This is a genomic window from Saccharopolyspora sp. NPDC000995 (assembly GCF_053599315.1).
On record NZ_JBSFLZ010000325.1, the window covers coordinates 1 to 1481 of the forward strand.

Below are 1481 nucleotides of genomic sequence, written 5' to 3' on the forward strand. Positions count from 1 at the left end.
GGGCGGGAATCAGTAGCGGTAGTGGTCGGGCTTGTAGGGGCCATCGACGTCGACACCGATGTAGGCGGCCTGCTCCTTGGAGAGCTTGGTCAGCTTCACCCCCAGAGCGTCCAGGTGCAGGCGGGCCACCTTCTCATCCAGGTGCTTGGGCAGCACATACACCTGCTTGTCGTACTCACCCGGCTTGGTGAACAACTCGATCTGCGCGATCGTCTGGTTGGTGAAGGAGTTCGACATCACGAAGCTGGGGTGCCCGGTGGCGTTGCCCAGGTTCAGCAACCGGCCCTCAGACAACACGATGATCGAATGCCCGTCCGGGAACACGTACTCGTGGACCTGCGGCTTGATCTCCTGCTTGCGGACACCAGGCGTTTTCTCCAACCCCGCCATGTCGATCTCGTTGTCGAAATGACCGATGTTGCCCACGATCGCCTGATGCTTCATCCGCGACATGTGCTCAGCGGTGATGATGTCGAAGTTCCCCGTCGTCGTGACGAAGATGTCAGCGATCTCCACGACATCGTCCAGCGTGGTCACCTGGTAGCCATCCATCACCGCCTGCAACGCGCAGATCGGATCGATCTCGGTCACGATCACCCGCGCGCCCTGGCCCCGCAACGACTCCGCCGAACCCTTACCGACATCACCATAACCACACACCACCGCGACCTTGCCGCCAATGAGCACATCCGTGGCACGGTTGATGCCATCGACCAGCGAGTGCCGGCACCCGTACTTGTTGTCGAACTTCGACTTCGTCACCGAATCGTTGACATTGATCGCCGGGAACAACAGATCCCCGGTCTTGGCCAGCTCATACAGCCGGTGCACACCGGTGGTGGTCTCCTCGGTCACACCCCTGACCTCACCGGCGATCTTGGTGAACCGCTTGCCATCCACGGCGACGCTGGCGCGCAGCGTCTCCAGAATGACCTTGTACTCCTCCGGATCACCCTCTCCAGCCTGCGGCACCACCCCGGCCGCCTCGAACTCCACACCCTTGTGCACCAACAGCGTGGCGTCACCACCATCATCGAGGATCATGTTCGGACCCTCACCACCACCGAACTGGAACAGCTGGTCGGTGCACCACCAGTACTCCCCCAGCGACTCACCCTTCCACGCGAACACCGACACACCCGCAGGCTTCTCCCGCGTCCCGTTCGGGCCCACCACAACCGCAGCGGCGGCCTCGTCCTGAGTCGAGAAGATGTTGCACGACACCCACCGGACCTCGGCACCCAACGCGACCAACGTCTCGATCAACACCGCCGTCTGCACCGTCATGTGCAACGAACCCGCAATCCGCGCACCCCTCAACGGCTGCGAGGACGCATACTCCGCACGCGTCGCCATCAAACCCGGCATCTCATGCTCAGCCAACCGGATCTGATGCCGCCCGGCCTCAGCCAACCCCAGATCCCGGACAGCGAACTCCAGGCCGTTGACCTTCTGCAACTCGACGCTCATAACAACCTTTC

At 62.1% G+C, this 1481-nt stretch carries 1 protein-coding gene; it reads right to left on the minus strand.

Annotated elements, in window-relative coordinates; translation table 11 throughout:
* Positions 1 to 9 precede the first annotated feature (9 nt).
* Entirely contained in the window at positions 10 to 1470 is a 1461-nt protein-coding gene (gene ahcY / locus ACWDKQ_RS36115; protein ID WP_450143232.1) for an adenosylhomocysteinase, read from the minus strand.
* Between the last annotated feature and the right edge of the window lie 11 nt (positions 1471 to 1481).

Coding starts and splice junctions, on each gene's coding strand:
- ahcY (WP_450143232.1), bottom strand. CDS start 1,470: ATGAGCGTCGAGTTGCAGAAGGTCAACGGCCTGGAGTTCGCTGTCCGG.